Annotated in this window: 17 protein-coding genes and 1 tRNA gene; 17 read left to right on the forward strand and 1 reads right to left on the reverse strand. The window is 42.7% G+C overall.

What is annotated here, in order from left to right:
• Positions 1 to 5 precede the first annotated feature (5 nt).
• From Q9312_RS00305 to Q9312_RS00335, 7 genes are all read left to right on the forward strand, one after another.
• Positions 6 to 938 (forward strand): hypothetical protein, encoded by a 933-nt coding sequence (locus Q9312_RS00305; RefSeq protein WP_309202528.1) that lies wholly within the window; start codon positions 6 to 8, stop codon positions 936 to 938.
• Between the two features lie 24 nt (positions 939 to 962).
• Positions 963 to 1,166 carry a hypothetical protein gene (locus Q9312_RS00310; protein ID WP_309202529.1) on the forward strand — a complete coding sequence of 68 codons (204 nt, stop codon included), beginning with the start codon at positions 963 to 965 and terminating at the stop codon, positions 1,164 to 1,166.
• Positions 1,167 to 1,348: 182 nt separating this feature from the next.
• Positions 1,349 to 2,131 carry a hypothetical protein gene (locus Q9312_RS00315; protein ID WP_309202530.1) on the forward strand — a complete coding sequence of 261 codons (783 nt, stop codon included), beginning with the start codon at positions 1,349 to 1,351 and terminating at the stop codon, positions 2,129 to 2,131.
• A gap of 277 nt (positions 2,132 to 2,408) precedes the next feature.
• On the forward strand, positions 2,409 to 2,819 hold the full coding sequence (locus Q9312_RS00320; RefSeq protein ID WP_309202531.1) for a DUF4259 domain-containing protein: 411 nt from the start codon (positions 2,409 to 2,411) through the stop codon (positions 2,817 to 2,819).
• 96 nt (positions 2,820 to 2,915) lie between these two features.
• Positions 2,916 to 3,173: a hypothetical protein gene (locus Q9312_RS00325; protein WP_309202532.1), complete on the forward strand. Its 258-nt coding sequence runs from the start codon at positions 2,916 to 2,918 to the stop codon at positions 3,171 to 3,173.
• Between the two features lie 65 nt (positions 3,174 to 3,238).
• Positions 3,239 to 3,535, forward strand: a complete 297-nt coding sequence (locus Q9312_RS00330; protein WP_309202533.1) for a hypothetical protein — start codon at positions 3,239 to 3,241, stop codon at positions 3,533 to 3,535.
• A 650-nt stretch (positions 3,536 to 4,185) separates the two neighbouring features.
• On the forward strand, positions 4,186 to 4,404 hold the full coding sequence (locus Q9312_RS00335) for a hypothetical protein (RefSeq protein ID WP_309202534.1): 219 nt from the start codon (positions 4,186 to 4,188) through the stop codon (positions 4,402 to 4,404).
• A gap of 34 nt (positions 4,405 to 4,438) precedes the next feature.
• Here the strand turns inward: Q9312_RS00335 and Q9312_RS00340 are convergent.
• Positions 4,439 to 4,515: transfer RNA gene (locus Q9312_RS00340), tRNA-Arg, on the reverse strand.
• A gap of 258 nt (positions 4,516 to 4,773) precedes the next feature.
• Here Q9312_RS00340 and Q9312_RS00345 point away from each other — a divergent pair.
• From Q9312_RS00345 to trpB, 10 genes are all read left to right on the forward strand, one after another.
• A complete protein-coding gene (locus tag Q9312_RS00345; RefSeq protein ID WP_309202535.1) occupies positions 4,774 to 5,298 on the forward strand; it encodes a YchJ family protein in 525 nt (174 codons plus the stop codon).
• 219 nt (positions 5,299 to 5,517) lie between these two features.
• Positions 5,518 to 5,910: a hypothetical protein gene (locus tag Q9312_RS00350; RefSeq protein WP_309202536.1), complete on the forward strand. Its 393-nt coding sequence runs from the start codon at positions 5,518 to 5,520 to the stop codon at positions 5,908 to 5,910.
• Between the two features lie 139 nt (positions 5,911 to 6,049).
• Positions 6,050 to 6,562 (forward strand): hypothetical protein, encoded by a 513-nt coding sequence (locus tag Q9312_RS00355; protein ID WP_309202537.1) that lies wholly within the window; start codon positions 6,050 to 6,052, stop codon positions 6,560 to 6,562.
• Positions 6,563 to 7,060: 498 nt separating this feature from the next.
• Positions 7,061 to 8,092 (forward strand): 3-deoxy-7-phosphoheptulonate synthase, encoded by a 1,032-nt coding sequence (gene aroF, locus Q9312_RS00360; protein WP_309202538.1) that lies wholly within the window; start codon positions 7,061 to 7,063, stop codon positions 8,090 to 8,092.
• A gap of 30 nt (positions 8,093 to 8,122) precedes the next feature.
• The gene (locus Q9312_RS00365; protein ID WP_309202539.1) at positions 8,123 to 8,290 is read left to right on the forward strand and encodes a hypothetical protein; all 168 of its coding nucleotides are present in this window, start codon (positions 8,123 to 8,125) and stop codon (positions 8,288 to 8,290) included.
• A gap of 2 nt (positions 8,291 to 8,292) precedes the next feature.
• A complete protein-coding gene (locus Q9312_RS00370) occupies positions 8,293 to 9,714 on the forward strand; it encodes an anthranilate synthase component 1 (protein ID WP_309204530.1) in 1,422 nt (473 codons plus the stop codon).
• The gene (locus Q9312_RS00375; RefSeq protein WP_309202541.1) at positions 9,707 to 10,354 is read left to right on the forward strand and encodes an aminodeoxychorismate/anthranilate synthase component II; all 648 of its coding nucleotides are present in this window, start codon (positions 9,707 to 9,709) and stop codon (positions 10,352 to 10,354) included. Before Q9312_RS00370 ends, Q9312_RS00375 begins: the two co-directional genes overlap by 8 nt.
• On the forward strand, positions 10,351 to 11,361 hold the full coding sequence (gene trpD, locus Q9312_RS00380) for an anthranilate phosphoribosyltransferase (RefSeq protein WP_309202542.1): 1,011 nt from the start codon (positions 10,351 to 10,353) through the stop codon (positions 11,359 to 11,361). Before Q9312_RS00375 ends, trpD begins: the two co-directional genes overlap by 4 nt.
• On the forward strand, positions 11,351 to 12,769 hold the full coding sequence (gene trpCF, locus Q9312_RS00385; protein ID WP_309202543.1) for a bifunctional indole-3-glycerol-phosphate synthase TrpC/phosphoribosylanthranilate isomerase TrpF: 1,419 nt from the start codon (positions 11,351 to 11,353) through the stop codon (positions 12,767 to 12,769). Before trpD ends, trpCF begins: the two co-directional genes overlap by 11 nt.
• The gene (trpB, locus tag Q9312_RS00390; protein WP_309202544.1) at positions 12,769 to 14,001 is read left to right on the forward strand and encodes a tryptophan synthase subunit beta; all 1,233 of its coding nucleotides are present in this window, start codon (positions 12,769 to 12,771) and stop codon (positions 13,999 to 14,001) included. The genes trpCF and trpB overlap by 1 nt, the downstream gene beginning before the upstream one ends.
• Position 14,002 lies beyond the last annotated feature (1 nt).

Below are 14,002 nucleotides of genomic sequence, written 5' to 3' on the forward strand. Positions count from 1 at the left end.
GTTAGATGACCTATAAAAAGAACTTGTTTAAATCATCGGGAAGAAATCTTCGTTGGAACCTAATTGTTTTTATTTCCTTTGCCGTCAGTGCTACGGCGCTTTTTCTAAAGGTTAAGGGACTCACATTCGGATATGAATGGTATCTGACGGCGCTTCCTTTTTTGATAATTTCAACGGCTTTTGTATTTATTAACTGCCCGAAATGTTCAAAAAGTTGGTTTTATTACGCGACTCTTGAGTCTAAAGGTAATAACTGGAAAAAATTACTAAATGAAATGGAAGAGTGTCCTGGGTGTGTCAAGAAAGCTTTGGATGAACGAGACAAAAGAGGTTGGGGAACCAAGAAGAGGAAATATAATGACAGGGCTAGTGAAGAAAAGGAGGGTGAAGACTTAGATTTCGAAATTGATATTGATTTTGAAGATCTGGACCTTGAGGAAACTGACTCAAACGATACTGAGCGACGAAAGACTCGCTCAAGCACGACTGACTTAAACAAGAATGAATTAAACAAGAGTGATTTAAACAAGAAAGATTCAAATAATAAAGACTCAATAGAATTAGATTGGTTGAATGAACTCGTTGATTCTCAATCTTATGGCGCTGAAGAACCTAGTCGAAGTGTTCGAGAGAGTAGTATGAGTGTTGCCATGGGGTCTGTGATTGCGATTGGCTTTGATTCAAACATGGAATACTTACTGGTCGTTAGTCGCTCGGGTCGCTATGTCTATACACTCGACACATTGGACCGTGTCACTAGAGATTACTCTATGGCATTACCCGTTAAAGGGTGTATTGAAGGCGTTGGACCTCTTTCAGGCCAATCTATTCAGGTAACGGAGGTAAGTTCAACTGCGCGTGAACTTCAGCTTCGTAGTGCGGACGAAAAGTATCTGGTTCACTATCAACCAGGAACCTTAACGCTCATTCAATGTTGAACCTAACTGAAAAGGTGTAAAGATATGAGCAAGCGCTCAAATGTGATTCTTGTCTTGGCAATTTCTAATGTCGTTACTCTTTTGCTGTTGTTTCTATTATACGCATCAATGAAAATAGGGAAGGCGACTTTGGATGAAGAATTACATCATCACTATTTGACCGTCGAGAAATATAATGACTTTATTTTGCGAGAAATATTGGGTTATCGAAACAAGAGCTATTGGTAAAGTATCGAGAGGATAGAGTTCTCGCTGACCATGAAAAGAAAGGTAACTATGTTCAAATAGGTTTGCTCTTTTTTTACTTTGACAATGAAAAGTTAGTCTCTGTTGAATAGCTGAGTTTTGACTCATCTTAACTGGTTGAACTTTAGGAGTTACCATCGCTATAAATTATGGTGATTTTATTAATGAAAAAATATTTATATCTGTTTGTAGTAATTATTGTTTTATGTGGCTTTGGCTATTGGTTACTTAACCATGTTAATGATGATTTAGGCTCGAAACAGATTGAAGCTAAAATTAAAAAAGTAACTGGTCCTACAGATATTGTTAAGCAGATCGAATTAACTTCGAAGAAGCAAGTTTCGGAAGAAGTCTCTGCTGAGAGAATAGCTAAGAGCGAAGGGATATCAGATTTGGAAAAAGTACAAATAAGGGAGTGGCAAGAAGAACGAGGTTATCCTCAATTTATGGATGATGGTTCGATCATCACCTCTCCTTATGAAAGTTACGAGTCTGAAATTCTAGTTAAGTTAGCCGAGCAACAAGAACCTAAGGCTTTGCAGATTTTAGGTGATAGAAGCTTGAGAGCTGGCGATTTTGACTCTGCAACTAAATATTATTTATCTGCGGCAGTTTTTGGCTACACAAAAAACTTAGTTGATATCGGAAATATCCATGCTTTTAAATACAAAAAGGCTAAAAATGCAGCGGAAGAGAAAAGTAGTGCTATTGCTGCATTAAGCTGGTACAAGCTTGCAAAGATGAGAGGTGATATACAGGTCTCAACCGCAAAAAGTCTTGCTGGTATTGATATGAGTTTAAGTGAGAATGAAAAGCAAACTGTCCGTAATCGGGCGAACGAGTTATATGATAGTTTACAAAAGCAACGTAAAAAATTGGGGCTTGATAATTTCGATAACGCTTATCCAAAAGCACTTGAGAAGATTTTTAATAAGAAGGCTGAATAATTCTAACGGATGGATGAGAAGTTGAACATGACGCTAAGGAAATATAGGTATCGGTAAACGGCGTTTGGGCACAAGATGATTTAAGTACTGAAATTAATTCGCTGCTTAATTTCTTTTCAGTTAGTACCGTATTGTGCATTAGCCTTGCATTGACTTTAAAGTGAAGTTAGGTAAGTATCCGTTTTAAATAAGCTATTCGGCAACGTTTAAATAAGTATTCGAATTTAATTGTGGTTTACTGAATACAATCAACAGTTATATGTACAAGGAGAATGTAATGGGAGCTTGGTCTCACGAACCTTTTGGTAATGATACTGCCTGTGATTGGGCGTATGAGTTAGAGAATCAGTCGGATTTAGGATATATCGAAGCAACCATAGATCGTGCTTTGAGCGAAGGGGAAGAATATCTAGAAGCGCCTGAAGGTGAAGAAGGTATCGCAGCAGTTGAAGTAATCGCACAAGCTCTTGGTAAGGGCACTCAAAATGATTCCTACACTGAAAGTACGCTTGAGTGGGTTTTGAAAGTTAAGCCAGTCATCACTGATGAGCTTAGGGCTAAAGCGTTAAAGTTTTTGGAAGTGGTTGCCTCAGAGAATTCTGAGCTGTTGGAACTGTGGTGCGAAGATGGTGATGATAGTCCTTGGTTGGCTACCATTGAGTCTTTGAAGACTGCTGTGTCCATATAACAAGTTGCAGCAACCGACGATAGCTAGCTGCCACAAAGTTAGGTGCAAAATTACCGCCTGCCGCACCGCGGCTGTGCAAAGCGTTATGGGAACTGAATGAAGAAAATAAGAGTTACTGCAACTGTAGATTTAACTTTGGATGAGGAATTTGATATCGAGAAGTATCGAAGAGATATCTGTCTAAGATATGATAACTCTTACATTATTCCTGAAATTGAATTTTTGTCAGCAACTAAAGATGGTGGCAAGGCTTTGGCATTTAAGCCAGTAAATAAATCAGATGATGGGTTAGCTGAAGCGCTTTACGGGTCAGTCATCGCTGTAAATCATACAATAGAAGATATAAAAGAGTAACACATAACAATGAAAGGTTGCAGATTCGCAGCCGCAACTTTGAACGTTATAACTCTGGGTGAGCGATGAAAGGGAAATATTCGAAAATAATCCAAGAGTATTGCGAGGCCGAAGCCATATACGTACCGCCAGGCTTCAAGCGTCGTCCTGCTTCTCACTTGGCCGTAGTTCGGACTGATGACGATCATCCCAAATTGGTAGCAAAGACCTTCTTCAAAAAAGAAGATCTTAATTACTACATATCATCAATACTTTCTGAGTTGCAGCCAAATCCTGAGGGTGAGCTTCCAGTAAGAGTGATAGATTTCAAAGAAAACACACATTTTAAGGTGGCTGGCAATGGTGCGCTTATCCCGTTATAACAAGAGCATGTTGTTCGCCCACTTCATGGGCTGGGACCTCCGCACTGGGTGCTCCGCCCCAAATGCAGGCGTTATAAAAGTTACCATCGATTCAAGGAGTAAACAGGAGGAGGAGTTTACCTTTGAAATAAGGGGGGAAACTTGTAATGCAGCAATTCGGATGTATGAGGTGACGGGGAAGAGTTATCCGTAAATGTGCAAACAGGAGATGATGATCTAATTATCTCTGGTCATAGCTATCCTGAAAAGCGAGAGATATTTGGAAGTGAACTGTACGGTTAAAACATAGCTGAGAAATTTATATGATAGACCTTTTACTACATAGCTACTTATGATAGAGGGTAATGGGTTGTAATTTAACAAGTATTTGTTACCGTCCTCTGACACCAGCCTTAAACTATTGTTTATCAATTTAACCATAAGTGATCTGTTAAGACCTTCGCTTTCGCACCTATTTTCACCCTAAAGAAGGATGCTTGGATGTTGATTAAAACCATGGGGTTAATGTTAGTGATTAACATTTTGAGGGAAAACTAAAAAGGGTTAGTAGCTCTTAATTACTAACCCATTGTTAGATGGCGCGCCCGGAGAGATTGCTCAGCGCATCCATGCGCTTCGTCCCTAACGGGACCATCGTCACTGGTGTTCCGATGTCCAAATTTGATCCGACCGCCATGGATGGTGGAAGTGCGTTAAGACGTCGGAACGAATTAACGCCGACCGCCATGGATGGTGGAAGTGCGTTAAGACGTCGGGAACGAATTAACGCCTGTCAAATTTGTCGAACTTTAGGAGTTCTCTTCGCTATTAATCAATCGCCACATCGACGTCCTGTCTCTTTGTGGCATACATTCCATCCATGGAAATAAAAAAGGCCCACCTATCGGTGAGCCTTATTTTATTTGGCGCGCCCGGAGAGATTCGAACTCCCGACCAATTGGTTCGAAGCCAACTACTCTATCCAGCTGAGCTACGGGCGCGTAGGGGTGCAAATTTAGCGAAAAGTGCATGATTACTCAAGTAAAAACTCAAGAATTATTGATTTCATTGAGATTTTGCTCAGAAGGTGTGCAGTTCGCTGAAAATTTCAGCGAAATTAATTCTATCAGGTGACTCATGTGGCTGCTTGAGAGTACCTCTGTGGTAAACTGCGTGACTCCGAGTAAGCCTCTACCTGAGGTATCTTTTAAGACTTAAGTAATGCTTAAGGTAAACGTTTAGGAAAATAGAGCGGATCAATGAGTCACACAAAGCGCGTCGATCTAGGCAAATCCGAGAAGAATGACACACCGTGCTTTTGCGACAGTGGTTTGTCATATCAAGACTGCTGTCAGCCCATATTAAGTGGTGCTGAGTTGCCAGTAACGGCAAAGGCGCTCATGCGTTCTCGTTACTCTGCTTATTGTCAGGCGATGGGTGAGTATTTGCTTCGTACTCAAGCACCAGAAACCCGCAAAGAGCTAACAGCGCAAATGTTGAAAGAGACGGCGGAGCAGCAGCATTGGATGAGGTTAGATGTATTGTCGCACCAAGCGGTTTCGCCGGATCAAGCGATGGTTGAATTTAAAGCGTATCAATTAATAGATGGATACTTGGCCTGCCTGCATGAAAAGAGTTTGTTCCGTTTAGATGGTGACCAGTGGTTGTATGTGTCGGGGGATATACAACCGACCGATGGATTTCCTATCAAAATCGGGCGCAATGAAACCTGCCCATGTGGAAGTGGCGCTAAGTTTAAACGATGCTGCGCTCGCACCGGTTAGTGCCTTAAAGTTTGAACCGCCGCTTTTAATAGCCGAATTACATAAAAACGGTTAAAATTCACACTGCTCTAAGTCTCAGAAAACATTCGCTTTTTTGCGGAGTAGGTCTTTATTTTCAATTCTATATCTCAAATTTTCACAAAAGATGAACAGGGTCACATTTTTATTTGACCACTGTGCTAAATAGAGTATATCGCCCATTAATAGTGGTAGTGGGGCATGGCACCAATATCGAAAGTAATTACACGGCTAACGCCGGAACAGTACTTACCGAGTAGCGGAAACTGTGCGTCCAAGGAGTTAGCCTGGTCTGTGTCACTTAATGTGGCACTGTGGATTAAGGTGCATTCCCTTAACATTCAGTTAGTCGCGCTTAATATCAATTATCTCGATTCTCGTGGCGAGCAGTCGTTGTTGATTGATCAACAAGTTCAAGATAGAAACGGAGAGCTGCTCTTTTCTAATTTAGTAAAAGTGCCCATTCGTGGTCCGATTGAACAGGTAAGTTTAGAGTTACAGTATCAAGAGCCCAGCTTCGACTTTACATTAGACGAGCTGTTTATTCGTGTTGTTGAGCCACCAGGTGGCCCAGAGATGCGAAAAACCGGTTAGACAACTTCGGTGATTATTCACATTTAAAGTGCTGATCATTGATTTTTATCTCAGTTTGTAACACCATAGCGCCCGCACAAGCGTTTGATTGATTATTAATCAGTTGTAGACGCTGGTGCGATGCTCTAAGAAACAAACTTTGTCTGTTTGTCTCGCGGTGAAAGAGAAGAAAAAGAAAGATTTGGTAAAAAAAATAATAAGGCCAAGTCATAGCAAAGCAAAAAAGCAAGAGAGAAGCAAAATGGAGCAGTTGGAGATCAACAACGGGTACACGCATACCCTTTATTTAGATGCGTCGGATTATATTCCGCGAGAATTTGTTAAAACCGAGCTTCCTTGGTCGGTTGCTTTAAACATTCTGTGCAGCCTAAAGTTAGACGATTACATCGATGGCAATATCGCCTTATTCATGGAATACGAAGACTTAAGAGGCAAACATCGACTTCCGGTAGACTTTCAACAATTAGAATTTGAATCGAGTGTTTTGTTTTCTAATTTGGTTCATTTACCTGCGCGCGGCAATATCGCTGATTTGTGCTTAAAGGTGATTGGCGTGCCTCAGGGCATTAATGTTGAAGTCGAAGTAATGCATATTCAGTTAGAAGAATCACGAAGCTTTATTGATAGTCAGCCTGCTCGCAAAGTTATTTAAGCGCTAACACATTGACTATACAACTGAACCGGTAAACGTTTGCGCCTTAATAACCTTAGGTTACTAAATATCGCAAATTTACTGTTGACGAGTGGAATGGGATCCAATATTCTCACGAACATGAAAACGAAAATGACTCAACATACAGCGCAGTTCGCTCCATCGATTGATGGTGTTGTAAGCGCATCTTGGCAAGCACGTTGGTGGTGGCAAATCACCTGACGGGCTTTTTGGTTGGTGCAATCCAACAGTATGTAACGGTCATAAGACTGAATAACAAAAGCCCGCAACTAAGCGGGCTTTTTTTTTAACGTTTAAATTTACTGAATGAACATGCAAACAATAATTTTTACTCAACAATTAGGTAACTGGTGGTGGCACATCTCGCGACGGTCGAGCGGGTGACGGTCGCGTATTGGTTGGATAATTTTACGGAAGCCCGCTGAATAGCGGGCTTTTTTTTGGCTTTAAAAAATACACTTAAAAGGAAATGGAACAATGATTATCGTACTGAAAGCAGAAGCAACAAAACACGACGCTGATGAAATTTTAAATAAAATTGAGAGCGCAGGCCTAAAACCCTTATACATGCCGGGAACCGAACGAACAGTATTAGGTGCATTAGGCGATGAGCGAGTATTACAAGGGCTGAATATTACCGCTCATCCGATGGTGGATGATGTAAAGCCCATTCTATCGAACTATAAGTTGGTGAGTCGTGAGCTATACCCGGCTGATTCAGTTGTGCATATAGGTTCAGTGCCTTTTGGTGGCGAGCACTTTTCTATTATTGGAGGCCCTTGTGCGGTTGAAGGCTTGGAAAGTTTTCGGGCATCAGCTGAAGCCGCAGTGAAAGGCGGAGCGGTTGCTTTACGTGGTGGAGCCTTTAAGCCACGAACCAGCCCATACAGTTTTCAGGGCGGTGGTAAAGAAGCACTCGAAGTTATGCAACAAGTCAGCAAAGAGTTAGGCGTTCCTGCTGTGACAGAAGTGATGGATACGGCTGATATCGATCTAATTTGTCAGCACGTCGATGCGCTACAGATAGGCGCGCGAAATATGCAAAATTTCAATTTATTAAAAGCGGTTGGGCGAACAAACACGCCAGTCATCTTAAAGCGCGGTATTGCCGCGACCATCGAAGAAACTTTATTGGCTGCTGAATACATTGTTGATGCCGGCAATCCTAATGTCATTTTGTGTGAGCGAGGAATCCGAACTTTCGAAACGGCAACGCGAAATACGCTCGATTTAAATGCGGTAGCCTTGATGAAGCGCAAGTCACACTTACCCGTTATTGTTGACCCGTCGCATGGCACCGGTATTCGCGAACTAGTCGGGCCATTAGCAAAAGCGGCCGTCGCCGTGGGAGCCGATGGTGTCATTATCGAGGTGCATCATGAGCCAAAAGAAGCCTTGTCTGACGGTAAGCAGTCACTGTATCCCGATCAGTTTGCCCAATTGATGACTGAGTTAGACGCATTTATTCGTGCTGCCGGACGGCGTAGTAGTTTGCGCAAAGCCGCTTAATGTGCAACACGATTAAGGGAACCGTGAACAATGAATGTAATCACCTTAACAAAACCACTTGATGGTAAGGTAGCAGTGACTGATGTATTTCAGTCGCTGCAAAACCTGTTCAACAGTCCAGTGGCCTTGTTAGAAACCGCTTCAATCAGCACTAAAGAACACACACGAAGTGTGATAATGCTCTCTCTGCAGCATTAAAAATAACGTGTCTTGGCGAAAACGTTACTCTCGTTGCCCTGAATGCCAATGGGCAACAAGCATTACCATTGATCGCTGAACAGTTTGAGCGGGTTAATCAAAATGACAATCAACTGGTGATCACTGTTTCGCACCAACCATTAAAGCAGCAAGTTGATGAACGAGAAAAATTAATCGAGCCAAGTGTGTTTGATGTGTTAAGAATCGTTTTATCGCTGTATCGATGTCAGCATACTGACGACCAAACAACGCAGCTTATCGGTACCTTTAGTTTCGATTGTTATCAATTATTTGAATCCATTCCCAGTGTAGAGCAGTCACAACCCTTTCCTGATTATGAATTTTTCTTAGCGGATAATTTGATTGTCGTTGATCATGAAAACTTAAGTCAGCGAGTTATTGTGAAAGCTCTCCCTGGAAATAATCAGAGTTCAATTGTTAATGATTATCAGGGCCGCATAAGTAAAATTGAGACAGTCTTAAATGAGGGTGTCTCGCGCAATTCATTGAACACGTCAAATGAAAAGTCGGTCGACCTTAGCGATATTGAGGTGAATGTTAACGACCGACAATTTACAGAGTATGTCGAATTAGCAAAGGAACACATCAAAGCAGGCGATGTCTTTCAGATGGTATTAGCGAGAGATTTTCGATTGCCATGCCTTAATGCGTTTTCTTCCTACTTGGCGTTAAGAGAGTCAAACCCTAGTCCGTATATGTTTTACCTAAAGTCGTCTGACTATGAATTGTTTGGTGCTTCACCTGAAAGTGCTGTGAAGTTTGATGCCAGTGATCGCCGACTGAGTATTTATCCTATCGCTGGCACAAGAAAACGCGGGCTGAACAAAGATCTTTCGATTAATCATGACTTAGATGCTCGCATAGAATTGGAGCTCAAGAACGATGGGAAGGAAAAAGCAGAACACCTGATGTTGGTTGATTTAGCTCGCAACGATATAGCGCGAGTTTGCGACTCGGGCACACGTAAGATTGACCGATTACTAGAAATTGATCGCTATTCACATGTTATGCACTTGGTGTCAAAAGTTTCAGGTCGGCTTGGTGATGAGTTTGATGCCTTAAGTGCCTATCAAGCGTGTATGAATATGGGAACGCTTTCAGGCGCACCAAAAGTCAGAGCGACACAGCTTATCCGCAGCATTGAAAAGAAATATCGAGGCGTGTATGGCGGAGCGATGGGGTACATCAATGCCGCTGGCGATATGGATACTGCCATCGTTATTCGTAGTGCTTTAGTGAAAGATAAAGTGGCTGTGATTTCAGCGGGCGCCGGTATTGTGTTTGACTCACAACCTGTCTCCGAAATTAAAGAGACTGAAAATAAAGCGGCTGCCGTTATTCGAGCGGTACATCTGGCCAATAAGTCAATGTCTGCCGATTCAGAGGAGGCGCTTCATGGCTAATGTACTGTTTATCGATAACTTCGATTCGTTCACCTACAACTTAGTTGAAGAGTTTCGACTTTTAAATCATCAGGTGACGGTGGTTCGTAACTCCGTCGAGCTTGAACAACTGATTGCATTGGCATTAAACGCCGACTTAATTGTTTTGTCTCCTGGTCCTGGTGGTCCCTTAGAAGCCGGTAACTGTCTAATGCTACTTGAAGAAGTTCGAGGAAAGAAACCGGTTTTAGGAATTTGTTTAGGGCATCAACTGATCGCTTCTGCCTATGGTATGAAGGTTGTGCGAGCGCCCGTTCCTGTTCATGGAAAAGCGGCTCTTTTAAATCATGTTCAATCCGACTGCTTCGCGAGTCTAACGAATCCAATGGTGGTTGGACGATACCACTCGTTAATGATTGACGAGGTCGCTGATGGCTTTGATGTTTTAGCGAACGTTGACGATATCATCATGGCTATTTTTAATCGACAAGATAAGATGCTTGGATTTCAATTTCACCCAGAATCGGTTTTATCAACGCAAGGAAGTGAGTTGTTAGAAAGGGGCGTTCAACTTTTGCTTGAAGGCGAATCGTCTCTATCAAGTGAAAAGCTATCTGAGAGTAAACTGGCACAAAAGAACAATATAGGAAGTGAGTTATGAATCAAATACTAGAGTCACTTTATCAAGGCGATCATCTTGATCGACAACAAACGGAAAAATTGATCACGCGAATCGTCCAAGGACAGCTGACCGAGATTGAAATATCTGCGCTATTGGTTGCTCTTAAGTTTAAAGGCGAGTCGAGTGACGAGATTGCCGGCGCAGCAAGTGCGCTTCGCGCCAGCGCAACGCCATTCCCGCAAGTTCAAGGCACGGTGGTTGATACTTGTGGAACGGGAGGAGATGGATTAGGTACGATAAATATTTCGACCATTGTTGGACTGGTTGCTGCTGAATGTGGTGTTAAGGTTGCCAAACACGGCAACCGTTCAGTTTCGTCGAAAAGCGGTTCTTCAGATGTATTGCAACGATTTGGTGTTAAATTAGATGTAACGCCTGATGTTGCTGCGAGATGTTTGGAACAAGAGAATTTTTGCTTTCTTTTTGCACCTCTTTATCACCCAGGTGTGAAACATGTTATGCCAGTTAGAACCGCATTGAAAACCAGAACCTTGTTCAATTTAATTGGTCCTCTGGCTAATCCTGCGGCACCGAATGTGCAGTTGATGGGGGTGTATGATCCAAAACTTCTCGTTACTATGGCAAAAGCGCTTCAACAATTAGGTTGTCAAAAAGCCATGGTGGTAAATGGTGGCGGACTCGATGAAATTGCATTGCATTGCCCGACAAATGTCGCCTTTTTAAATAATGGCGAAATCACAGAAGAGGTCATTACGCCAGAGCAAGCTGGCCTAGAGCAAGCGCCATTAAGTCGTTTGCAAATCGATGACCCTGAGGCCATCGCAGCGGCACTTTTATGCGTGGTAAAAGGCGTTGGACAACGAGAGCATAATGATGTCGTCGCGTTAAATACGGCGGCCGTTTTACTGCTTGCTGATAAAGTTGCGAATCTAGCTGAAGGCGTGAAGGTTGCTCAAGAAGCGATTCTATCAGGTAGAGTAGCGCAAAGACTGGCACGAATTGCGGAGCTGACCAATGGCGGATAAAGCAAATGTTCTGCAAAATATTGTCAAGAATACGCGGCAAGAAGTTGAACGACGAAAACAACAGTGTCCATTAGACACCTTTCAAGAAAAGTTGACGCCTTCGACTCGCAGCTTGCATGACGTTATGTCTGCACCGGGTAATCGGTTTATTTTAGAGTACAAAAGGGCATCGCCTTCGAGAGGCATCATTCGTGAAAATTTCAATCCGAAAGATTGCTTCGATGCTTATAAGGGATGTGCGGACGCGATATCTGTTTTAACCGATGAGAAATATTTTTCCGGTAAGCATGAGTACTTAAAAGAAATTTCAGAGCTCTCAAGTGTGCCCGTGTTATGCAAAGATTTTTTTATTGATACCTATCAAGTATATGAAGCACGACGATTTGGAGCCGATGCGATTTTATTGATGTTATCAGTGCTAGATGACGAGCAATACAGAGAATTAGCGTTAGTTGCAAAGAGCCTTTCAATGGATGTGTTGACAGAGGTTCATAGTGACATAGAGAGTCAGCGAGCTGTAGCGCTTGGAGCTAAAATTATCGGTATCAATAATCGAGATCTTAAAACATTAACCATAGATCTTGCGACGACCGAAAGGTTAGCGAAGACACTGCCAAAAGATCGATTAATTATCTCTGAGTCAGGTATTGAAACTCGTTCAGATGTTTCGCGATTAGCCAGTTGCGTGAATGGCTTTTTGGTTGGTTCGTCGTTAATGGCTTCGAAGGATGTTGCGAAAGCTGCGAAAAAGTTGGTTTATGGATCCGTAAAGATCTGTGGTATCACTGATTCAGTCAGTGCAGAAGTCGCTCACCAAGCTGGAGCAAGCTTTTTAGGGCTCATGTTTTATCAACCTTCAAAGCGATACGTGTCGGTTGCAACAGCATCAGAGATTGCTAAGAGCGTCGCTGGCAATTATGTTGGGGTGTTTGTCGATGAATCGTTAGATAATATTATGGCAACGTGTCGACAAGTGCCTCTAAAGGCCATTCAGTTACACGGCCATGAATCACAGAGTTTTGCTCGTGAGTTACGACGTGCCTTGAGTTATGAACAGCAGCTTTGGAAAGCATTACCCTTGACGTCAAGTGATGATGTCTCGGTGATAGTCGACTGGCTCGAAACCGTAGATAAAGTCGTTGTTGATTATCAAACCAAAGACCAACAAGGTGGGTCTGGTAAGCGGTTTGACTGGCGCTGGTTGACCAAGTTATTTGAAGTTTGTGATAGCAAAAATATCGTTATCGCTGGTGGAATAAATATTGATAACGTAACCGATTTATTAATTTACCCCGAGGCTACCATTGACCTGAGTAGCGGGGTTGAAAATCAACCGGGTAAAAAAGATCCTGCAAAGATTCAGGCATTTATGAATGTTTGCCGAATGAATGGCTTAGTGAGGAAGTAATGAAAGATCAAGCAAAGCGTTTAGCACAAGAAGAGACAATCGAAAAGCAACAGCAAAGTGGGTACTTTGGTGATTTTGGAGGCATGTTTGTTCCAGAAATTCTGGTGCCAGCTTTAGAGCAACTTGAGCGAGCCTTCTACGACGCAATTGATGACGAAAGTTTTATGGCAGAGTTTTCTCGTTTGTTAAAAGATTTCGCAGGGCGGCCAACGCCATTGTATGAATGTAAGAATTTATCAAAGCCTGGGCAAGGTCGTATTTTCCTAAAGCGAGAAGATCTGTTGCACGGTGGTGCGCATAAAACCAATCAAGTTTTAGGGCAAGTTTTATTAGCCAAACGAATGGGAAAAACCCGCATTATTGCAGAAACAGGCGCAGGACAACATGGCGTGGCAACGGCATTAGCTTGTGCACTGATGGGGTTACCCTGTGTGGTTTATATGGGGGCCGTCGATTGCGCTAGACAACAACCGAACGTTTATCGAATGGAGTTAATGGGGGCCAAAGTCATTCCGGTTAACAATGGTAGTGGCACGTTAAAAGACGCCATTAATGAAGCGTTGCGCGATTGGGCTGCGAGTTATGAGAATACTCATTATTTACTTGGAACGGCTGCAGGTGCACACCCATTCCCAACCATCGTTCGTGAGTTTCACAAAATGATTGGTGAAGAAGCGAAGGCTCAGATGTTAGAGCAAACTGGCCGCTTACCCGACTATGCCATTGCGTGTGTTGGCGGAGGATCCAATGCCATTGGACTGTTTGCTGATTTTATTGAGAATGAAGAGGTCGCATTAATTGGTGTTGAGCCGGCCGGGAAGGGCTTAGATACGCATCAACACGGAGCCACTCTATGTAAAGGTTCCTTAGGAATTTTACATGGCGCTCATACTAAGATTATGCAAGACGACATAGGTCAAATTGAAGAATCGTATTCTGTGTCGGCTGGGCTTGATTATCCAGGAGTAGGCCCGCAACACGTTTATTTGCAGTCGATCGGCCGAGCACGTTATGAAGCGGTCACCGATGAAGAAGCATTAGCCGCATTCAAAGCATTATCAAAAAATGAAGGAATTATTCCTGCACTAGAGTCATCTCACGCAATTGCTTATGCGATGAAGTTGGCAGAGACGGTCGATTCGAACCAATTAATTTTAGTTAATTTATCGGGGCGAGGTGATAAAGATTTAGAGTATGTCCGCCAGTTGGCCATCAAGCAGGAGGAGAAATAAC

The sequence above is a fragment of the Pleionea litopenaei genome (assembly GCF_031198435.1).
GTDB lineage: Bacteria > Pseudomonadota > Gammaproteobacteria > Enterobacterales > Kangiellaceae > Pleionea > Pleionea litopenaei.